Source organism: Acidovorax sp. KNOB132, assembly GCF_057541515.1.
In genome coordinates this window covers 1-8865 of the sequence record NZ_BAAJYT010000158.1, presented here as the reverse complement: position 1 = coordinate 8865, position 8865 = coordinate 1, and the positions used below count along the sequence as shown (strand labels likewise).

The 8865-nt window shown below is 60.7% G+C and carries 9 protein-coding genes and 2 pseudogenes; 4 read left to right on the top strand and 7 right to left on the bottom strand.

Annotated features, from left to right (window positions below; translation table 11 throughout):
* The 4 genes and pseudogenes from flgJ to AC27IO_RS17080 form a co-directional block, all read left to right on the top strand.
* The coding region (gene flgJ / locus AC27IO_RS17095) for a flagellar assembly peptidoglycan hydrolase FlgJ (RefSeq protein WP_498739837.1) at positions 1–523 on the top strand (523 nt) is incomplete at its 5' end.
* Positions 524–536: 13 nt separating this feature from the next.
* Entirely contained in the window at positions 537–2468 is a 1932-nt protein-coding gene (gene flgK, locus AC27IO_RS17090; RefSeq protein ID WP_284402618.1) for a flagellar hook-associated protein FlgK, read from the top strand.
* Positions 2469–2486: 18 nt separating this feature from the next.
* Positions 2487–3773, top strand: a complete 1287-nt coding sequence (gene flgL, locus AC27IO_RS17085; RefSeq protein ID WP_284407505.1) for a flagellar hook-associated protein FlgL — start codon at positions 2487–2489, stop codon at positions 3771–3773.
* A gap of 31 nt (positions 3774–3804) precedes the next feature.
* Positions 3805–5064, top strand: a pseudogene (locus tag AC27IO_RS17080) (HDOD domain-containing protein).
* Between the two features lie 461 nt (positions 5065–5525).
* Here the strand turns inward: AC27IO_RS17080 and AC27IO_RS17075 are convergent.
* The 7 genes and pseudogenes from AC27IO_RS17075 to AC27IO_RS17045 all read right to left on the bottom strand — a co-directional run.
* Positions 5526–5861, bottom strand: coding sequence for a hypothetical protein (locus AC27IO_RS17075; protein ID WP_498739835.1), 336 nt, complete (start codon positions 5859–5861; stop codon positions 5526–5528).
* A gap of 48 nt (positions 5862–5909) precedes the next feature.
* Positions 5910–6221, bottom strand: a complete 312-nt coding sequence (locus AC27IO_RS17070) for a hypothetical protein (protein ID WP_498739833.1) — start codon at positions 6219–6221, stop codon at positions 5910–5912.
* Positions 6222–6253: 32 nt separating this feature from the next.
* Complete coding sequence (locus AC27IO_RS17065; protein ID WP_498739832.1) at positions 6254–6727, bottom strand: hypothetical protein; 474 nt, start codon at positions 6725–6727, stop codon at positions 6254–6256.
* A 7-nt stretch (positions 6728–6734) separates the two neighbouring features.
* Positions 6735–7100, bottom strand: coding sequence for a hypothetical protein (locus AC27IO_RS17060; protein ID WP_498739830.1), 366 nt, complete (start codon positions 7098–7100; stop codon positions 6735–6737).
* Positions 7101–7106: 6 nt separating this feature from the next.
* A pseudogene (locus AC27IO_RS17055) lies at positions 7107–7181 on the bottom strand (RHS repeat-associated core domain-containing protein); the annotation flags it as partial.
* 176 nt (positions 7182–7357) lie between these two features.
* Positions 7358–7684, bottom strand: coding sequence for a hypothetical protein (locus AC27IO_RS17050; protein ID WP_498739829.1), 327 nt, complete (start codon positions 7682–7684; stop codon positions 7358–7360).
* Positions 7684–8865, bottom strand: a 1182-nt coding sequence (locus tag AC27IO_RS17045) for an RHS repeat-associated core domain-containing protein (RefSeq protein WP_498739827.1), incomplete at its 5' end; no start/stop codon positions are given. The genes AC27IO_RS17050 and AC27IO_RS17045, both read right to left, overlap by 1 nt.

The following is an 8865-nucleotide window of genomic DNA, read 5'->3' as shown; positions in this document are numbered from 1 at the left end:
CCAGCGCGCCGCCGCCGTGGCGGCCGACCCGTCCGCCCCCGCGCCCAAGGGCCGCGAGAGCTTCGTGCAGCACCACCGCGATGCGGCCGAGCGCGTGGCCAAGGAAAGCGGCATTCCCGCCAGCTTCATGCTGGGGCAGGCTGGCCACGAGACCGGCTGGGGCAAGAGCGAGATCCGCAGCAAGGACGGCGACAACTCCTTCAACCTGTTCGGCATCAAGGCCGGCAAGGGCTGGACGGGCAAGGTCGCCGAGATCACCACCACCGAGTACATCGGCGGCGTGCCGCGCAAGGTGACGGCGAAGTTCCGCGCCTACGACTCCTACGAAGACTCCTTCAAGGACTACGCCAAGCTCATCAACGACAACCCGCGCTACGAGAAGGCGCGCGAGAAGACGCATTCCGCCGTGGCCTACGCCACCGAGCTGCAGAAGGCGGGCTACGCCACCGACCCCGAATACGCCAGCAAGCTGAGCCGGGCCATCAACAGCACCTTGCGCGTCTCGCCGCGCACGGCGGCGTGACGGAAAGCGCTCCATGAGCCTGCTCAACGTCGGCGCCCGCGCCCTGCTCGCCAACCAGGTGGCCCTGCAGACCGCGGGCCACAACATCGCCAACGTCAACACCGCCGGCTACTCGCGCCAGACGCTGTCGCTGCAGACCGTGCAGGGCCAGTTCACCGGCGGCGGCTACATCGGCCAGGGCGTGGACGTGCAGACCATCCTGCGCAACCACAACGAGCTGCTCACGCGGCAGGCCGCCGCCGCCAACGCCACCCAGGCGGCCGACCAGACGCGCGGCGAGCGCCTGTCGCAGATGCAGGACGTGTTCAGCGGCGGCACGAGCGGCCTGGGCGCCTCGATCACCGACATGCTGAACGCTCTGTCCGACGTGGTGGCGGCCCCGACCGACATCACCGCGCGCACGGTGGTGCTCACGCGCATGGATGAGACCGCCGGGCGCATGCGCTCCGCGGCCGACCGCCTGTCGGAGATCCAGTACACCGTCACCGAACAGCTCAACAGCAACGTCAACGCGATCAACAGCCTGGCCAGCCGCATGGCCGGCGTGAACGAGCAGATCGCGCGCGCCACCGGCAACGGCCAGTCGCCCAACGACCTGCTGGACCAGCGCGACCAGATCATCCGCGAGATCAACCAGTACGTGCAGACCACGCAGGTGCAGGCCGATGACGGCACCGTGGGCCTGTTCGTCGCGGGCAGCCAGCCCCTGGTGCTGGGCTCCACCGCCACGCAGCTGTCCGTGGGCGAGGCCACGTCCTTTCCCGGCAGCGGGCAGACCAAGCTGTTCTTCAACCGCCCCGGCGTGGCACCGGTGGAGCTGGACGAGAACATGCTCGGCGGCGGCGAGGTCTCAGGCCTGCTGCGCTTCAACAACACCGATCTGGCCGAGGGCGTGAACCTGCTCGGCCGCATGGCGCAGTCCATCGGCATGACGATGAATGCCCAGCACAAGCTGGGCCTCACGCTCGACGGGCAGGCCGGCAAGGACCTGTTCTCGGTGCCCACCAGCATGCCCGGCTACACCAAGGGCACGGCCGTGGGCACGGTGTCGTTCAGCGACGCGACGAAGTTCGCCGCGTCCGACTACGAAGTGCGCTTCACCACGCCGCCGGCCGGCCAGGTGGTGCGCATGTCCGACGGCAAGGCCACCGCCTTCACCGACCTGACCGACCTGGCCAGCAAGCAGATCGACGGGCTGAACTTCAACATGACGGCCGCAGGCGCCACCGGCGAGCGCGTGCTGTTCAAGCCCTTCAGCACCACGGCCGCGAACATCCAGGCCAAGGTGCTGTCGCCCCGCGACCTGGCCGTGGCCAGCCCCGTCAACGCCGCCATGGGCAAGACCAACGGCGGGTCGATGCAGCTCACCAGCGTGCAGGCGACCTCCACGGGCTTCACCGCCCCTCCCATTCCGGCGGGCGTGAGCCTGAGCTTCGCCGCCGGCCCGCCCACCACCTACACGGTGACGGGCTCCACCACGCCGCCCTCGGGCACCGCGGGCCTGGCCTACACGCCGGGCCAGCCCATCCAGATCGACGGCTGGGAACTGACGCTCAAGGGCACGCCCAACACCGGCGACACCGTCACGGTGGGCAATGCGCTCGATCCGCAATACGGCGACACCTACACCCGCAACGCCGGCAACGCCTCCGCGATGAACGCGCTGCGCGACGTGAAGATGTTCGACGAATCCACCATGAGTGACGGCTACGCCGGCCTCATGGCGCAGGTGGGCACGCGCACGCAGAGCGCGCTGAACTCCGCCCAGCTGTCCACCACCATCGCGGGCAACCTCGAAAAGGACCGCACGGCCGTCTCGGGCGTGAACCTGGACGAAGAGGCCGCCAAGCTGATCCAATACCAGCAGGCCTACCAGGCCTCCGCGAAGGTACTGCAGATTGCCCAGAGCATTTTCGACAGCCTGATCCAGACGATGGGCCGATAAACCGCGCCGGAGAAAGACATGGCCAACTTCTATCGCACCTCCACCGCCAACATGTACGACAACGCCCTGCGCAACCTGGGCACGCGGCAGACGGCGTTGTCCAACCTGCAGGAAAACCTCACCTCCGGCAAGCGCGTGGTGCGAGCCAGCGACGACCCGGTGGCCGCCGCGCAGGCCGAGCGCGCGATGACCCGGCTGGCGCGCGTGCAGACCGACCAGCGCGCGCTGGAGAACCAGCGCAACTCCATCGCCCAGGCCGAATCGACCATGGGCGAGGCCGTGGACCTGGTGCAGGAGGCCCGCCAGCTCATCGTGAGCGCCGGCAACGGATCGCTCACGCCCAACGACCGCAAGACCATCGCCAACCAGCTGCAGGGCCTGCGCGAGCAGCTGTCCTCCATGGTCAACCGCAAGGACAGCAACGGCATGCCGCTGCTGGGCGCCCTGGGCAGCGCGCTCACGCCTTTTCTCGGGCCGCAGTCCGGCAGCCCCGACTACACCTTCTCCGGCCTGCCCGGCCAGGGCTCGGGCACCGACAGCTCGCTGCCCCTGTCGCTGGACGGCGAATCGGCCTTCATGTTCGTGCCGCAGCGCGACGGCGCCTACAACGCCGCCGTCACCACCAGCTCGACCGACCACCTGCTGACCACCGACGGCATCAAGCCCACCGACACCAGCCTGATCACGGGCAACAACTACCAGATCGTCTTCAGCGGCGTGGGCCCGGGCGCCACGGCAGGCACCACGACGGCCACGTACACCATCACCAACACCACCACCGGCGTGTCGTCCGCGCCCGTGACGGTGCCCGACTTTCCGTCCGACAAGCCGGTGAGCATCGGCGTGACCGGCATCCCCGGCATGAGCTTCAACATCACCGGCACGCCCGTCAAGAAAGTTGATGGCACCTACAGCCTCTCGCCCGCCAATGGCGACAGCATCTCGCTGCAGCCCAGCGCCAGCATCTTCAGCACGCTGGACAGCGCCATCCGCGACATCGGCAGTGCCACCACCAGCGGCGCGGCCTCGCAGGCCGTGGGCCAGGCCCTGAACAACATCGACATCGGCATGGAGCGCATGCACAACATGCGGGGCTACGCGGGCGAGTTGCTCAACCGCGCCGACCGCATCACGGGCGACCAGGACAAGCGCGCCGTGCAGCTCGAAGCCGACCGTTCGCGCGCGGAGGATCTCGATATGATCAAGGGCATTTCCGACTTCCAGAACAACCAGGTCGGGTATGAAGCGGCCCTGAAGTCCTATGCCCAGGTGCAGAAGCTGTCCCTCTTCAACTACATCGGCTGAGCCCGCGCGGTAACGGCCGCCTTCGCATCCCATGGTCCAATCCGTTCTTGGCAGCCTTCTCCTCGGTTACCGCCCACTGTGGAACCAGGCGCGGCGCCTGGCAGCCGTGCAGCTCTATGTGCAAAGCGACGGTGCCGCCTTCGTGGACGCGCCCCACCTGCTGCGCACCTTGCAGGAACTGTGGAGCGCCAGCTCGCCCCCCCTGCTGCTGTCCCCGCAAACCCCGCAACTGCTCACCGACCTGCTGAGTCAGGCGCCGCGCGCGCCCCCTGGATCGAAGTGCGCAACGAATGGCTGGGCGATCCGGCCTTGCTCGCCCAGGTGCAGGCCGCCCACCAGCGCGGCCTGAAACTCGTCTGGCGCGGCGAGCTGCACCACCTGCCCGAACCCGCCGTGGCCGGCTGCTTCGACAACAGCCTGCTCACCCTCAGCGCCGCCGACGCCATGGCCGCGCTCAAGGCCACCGCCGCCGTGCCCCGCGCCGGAGCGGGCGCCCCCCCACCACGCCGCCGCAGGCCAGCAGCCGCAGCAGCCCAGCCCCGTGCTGGCCGGACAGATGTACGAGAACGTGGCCAGCCGCGCCCTCATGGAACACTGCCTGGACCGGCACAAGGCCCTGGCCCTGGCCGGCTGGCCCGCGGAAGACGTGCTGTACGAACTGCGCCACCAGCCGCCCCAGCCCGGGCACGACACGGTGCTCAAGCTGATGAAGGCCATCGACGCCGAGCAGTCGCTGGAGGCCTTCGAGCAGATCCTGGGCGAAGACCCGCTGCTCGCCTACCGCTTCATGGTCTACACCAACTCGGCAGCGCTCGGCCTGCGCACCGGCGTGGATTCGCTGCGGCGCGGCCTGGTGATGATGGGCTACGGCTCGCTCAAGCGCTGGCTGTCGGACCAGCTGCCGCACGCCAGCACCGCCCCCAACCTGCAGCCCATCCGCGAATCCATGGTGCTGCGCGCCCGCCTGACCGAGCGCCTGCTGGACGCCGGCGTGGAAAACGACCTGCGGCGCGAAATCTACCTGTGCGGCCTGCTCTCGCAGATGGACGACCTGCTGGGCGAACCCCTGGGCGCCATCCTGCGCCGACTGCCCCTGTCCGAACGCATCTACGACGCCACCGTGCTGCACACCGGGCCATACGCGGCCAGCCTGGAGATGGCCTGCGCGCTGGAGACGGACAACGGCGCGGCGATCCGCCAGCTGTGCGAGGCGCACGAGATGGATCTGGAAGAGGTGAATCGGGGATTGCTGCGGGTGCTGGCGGATCTGGATGTGAAGCGCGGGGGTTGAGATTCAATGCGCTTGGAGCGCTCGAGGAATGGTTTCGCGCTCTTCGTTAACAAGGTGCCGCCCATCCCGATCATTTAACGGCATTGATTCTTTCCGCCCAAGGCCTCTGCCGGCTGTTTCGCGCCCATCTCTGGCGTGGTGTGCGAGTGGTCGCGCATTCCGGCCGTTGCCCCGATTAGCACCTAGGTAGTAGCCCATCGTTGCGCACTGCATCGAGGCCGCGCAAGCCTGCTTTCTTTCATGCCGGCCCGATCAAAATAGCGCTTCTGGTTGACCGTTCTGTGGCCGTCACGGGTGGACTACTCACCGAAGCTCTTGGATGAGACCGACATCGAGATGCTCCAGTTTAGGGCGTCTTGGAGATAGCAGAGAACTGAGCCCATCAGGCTTCCTCCTGCATCCGTTGTCCTAGGGATGGGGGGCGAATTTCCACAGAACCAATCCGCACGTTCTTTGAAATTTCAGCCACCATAAACCTCATCAGGGAAAATCAGAAAAGCACCCGCAATTGACTCGACAGAATTTTTACAATGCTCGGAAAAATTAATGTCGTTTGAAAAATTGCAGATCCATTTAGAAAAATCCACAAAAAAAGGCTTTTCCTCAGCAGTGACCTCAAAGTAGGTTCCTGCATTATAGGATTCTGCAAGAATTTCTAAAATTTCGCAAAACCGAGAAGCGTCAACCAAAATTAACTCATACGGAAAGCCCTTCAATTCCGAGATGAATTCCCTCATCTGCAAAAGACTCAAGATAGAGGGTGCCTTTTTCAGCCGATCAAGAAAATCTTCGATCATAGAATTTTTCGGCCATTAATTCTCAAGGGAAACCAAAAATCATTGACCTCAATATTTCCGAGCCTCTACCCAATTACCTTCTCCTGCCACCTCATCAGAAATTCCCTGCTCAATCATATCTTTCATCACGGCCCATCCGGCAGAAGAACCATATATGGAAACATTGGTGACAGGCATTGAGTTATCAGCCAAACTAGACGCCCTTATCTCACTTCCTATTTCTATATTTTCAATTTCAGCCCACAAGGCACTACATTCATCGCAGGAAAAAGCCAGCGTCTTGCCATCTCCACACCGCCATACAAAGAGGTTCCCTTCCTCAGCGCAATACGGACAATTCTTTTTAATAAAATATGCCATATCAAATTAACGCAAGGATAAAAGCATTACGATCAAAAATTAATCACCAACACACCCATTCTCGGAAAAAACCTCCTCTGAGGATGACTGACATCAGAAAAAAGCCATTCGTATATTGTTGACTGCGAAAATTTTTCAAAAACACGCAAACACAATTCGTCGCGAGTAAAAACATAAAAATTAAAAGATTTCAAAATACCCAAAATTGACCGCCCTAAAATTACGCTCTCCGCCGTTTTCTCCAAATCAATAACAACAGCGTATCTACCGACAGTGGAAAGCTGAACAGAAAACCCTTCTTTGCACCAAACCGGCCTTACCAACCAAAAAAAGGCCACGTCATCGTTAGCATCGGTTAAATCTGACATTTGCCCAAGATTTTGAAGAGCCACCCAAACATCCTTATATATATTTGATTCAAAAACATCGTTCACAAATTTATAATCAGGAGATTCCGGATCAATATATCTAAAGGCAATATCCTTTTTTATTTTATCAACATTCATAAAAAACTTAGGGTGTTTCAGGGCCAGCAGGATGGCCGTGGATCTTACCGTTCGAGTCTTGATGAACTCGAACTTTTGACTGAGTTCCACCGTTAGGCCCAAACCCAACTGGATGCTGAAAATCGTAATCCTTGACGCCGGGACGGCCAGGCACTGGCGTCCCTTTAGCCCAAGCCTCATCGGTGTATTTCACTGCATCGCTCCAATCGACAAAGACCGATGTTGGTTTATTTACCTTCGCACGATTCATTTGCTGGGGTGAGCCGAGCACATGACCAGCTTGTTTCTGTTGAGAAATATGTGATGGACAAGGAGCCCAACCCCAAGGATCCACCCAAGTAAATGGATTAGATGTATATCCGTGCAGATTCATCCCACCCGCCAACCCAATCGGATCAGGCGTCGTAAACGCCCCCAAATTCGGGTCGTAGTACCGGAACGTGTTGTAGTGCAGATCCGTTTCTCGGCCCAGGTACTGCCCTGCATCCTCAGATTCTGTGGGGCCGCCGCCGTTTGCAGGTTAGTCCAGGCCCAGCCTTCTGCCGCCCGGGCACCCATGGGCCCGCCCACGGATACGTTAAGGTTAAATTTATCTCTAATTCTACTGCACCAATAAGTCCCGCACGCTATTTAGATCCTAAACAAACCCTCTAAATTAATGTTATCGCCCGTATCGTCATCATATATATGATACTCCTGCCCCATAAGTGCATCTTTAAAAACATCATATAAACAAGGGCTCCATCCAACAAGGGCGACATAAAAATTCCCATCCCCTTCCGCTTTTACAGAAATATCATAATTCCACGAACTTTCTATTGATGGATCCTTTATCAAAAATTGTCCATCCGCACGATAAAAGAATTTCAACTCACTTTGCTTCAAAATTTTTTCCAAACTCTCAATCAATCGAAAATATTTATTCGATTCTATTTTTATAGTGTATTCATAGCTCATTAAGATCCATCTCCATGCGGTCTACCTCTAACTGTTGGCAAATCTGCGGGGTTTTTTATTCCAATGTGGGTTTCATCTCCAACGGGGCGAACTGCACCTCTATCATTCAACTGATCTCCTGCAGAACTTTGCTTGTGAACGTGCGCGTTATTACCCGATTTAAAACCACTCGGGTTTTTATTACCATGCTGATGCACTCTCACTTCCGAGCCATCGGCATGTCGCCATGTCCTATTCGATGCGTTTGCAGGGTTTGTTCTAGTAAACCCTGCTTTACTAAGAATTCTCTCGATATGAGGAACACTTTTACCTCTTAAAAGCGGGAGTTTTGTAGAAGCACAAGACCAACCCCAAGGATCCACCCAAGCAATCGGATTTGGCGCATACCCATGCAGGTTGAGTCCCCCCGCCAGCCCAATCGGATCAGGCGTCGTGAACGCCCCCAGGTCTGGGTCGTAATACCGGAACGTGTTGTAGTGCAACCCCGTTTCCCGGTCCAGGTACTGCCCCTGCATCCTCAAGTTCTGCGGCGCGGCCGCCGTTTGCTGACTCGCCCGCGCCCAGCTTTCGGCAACCGGCGCCCCGACCGGGCGACCCACGGCATCAAACGCCTGCCACTCTTCCGCCACCGCACTGCCCCAGGCCCGGTATTGCGCACGCCAGACCAGATTGCCGTTTCGATCCGACATCTCTTCCGGCAAGCCATTGCCCTGGGTATGGAAGTAATAAATCCGAGCGCCCGGTGCCGCTGATCGCTCGTTGACGTTCATTGCTCCTGCCAGCGATGGCGTTGGCGGGCTGTTCTCCATCACCGCTGATTGCGGTTGCGCGGCCTGGGCCTTGTCCAGCGCTGCCAGCTTGCGTGCCAACCCGCCCACCGGCCCGGCGACCGCGTGGTGCGCATCCGCCCACTCGCCATTGGTGGTCGGCACGGAGTTTTCCTTGCCCCGCGCAATGTCCACGTCGCCCAGGGCCAGCGCGGACGCGGGGTGTTCCGGCTCCAGCGCGCCCTGGCCGTCGATGCGCGCCAGGGGCGTGTAGCTGCCCGGCTCGTAGATGTAGCTGCTGCATTGCCCGCCCCGGCGCTCCTGCAGCAGGCGCAGGCCTTCCCACGTGAAGGTGGTCTCGCCGAAGGCATCGGCCTTGGCGATGCGCCGGCCCAGCGCGTCGTAGCGGTAGCG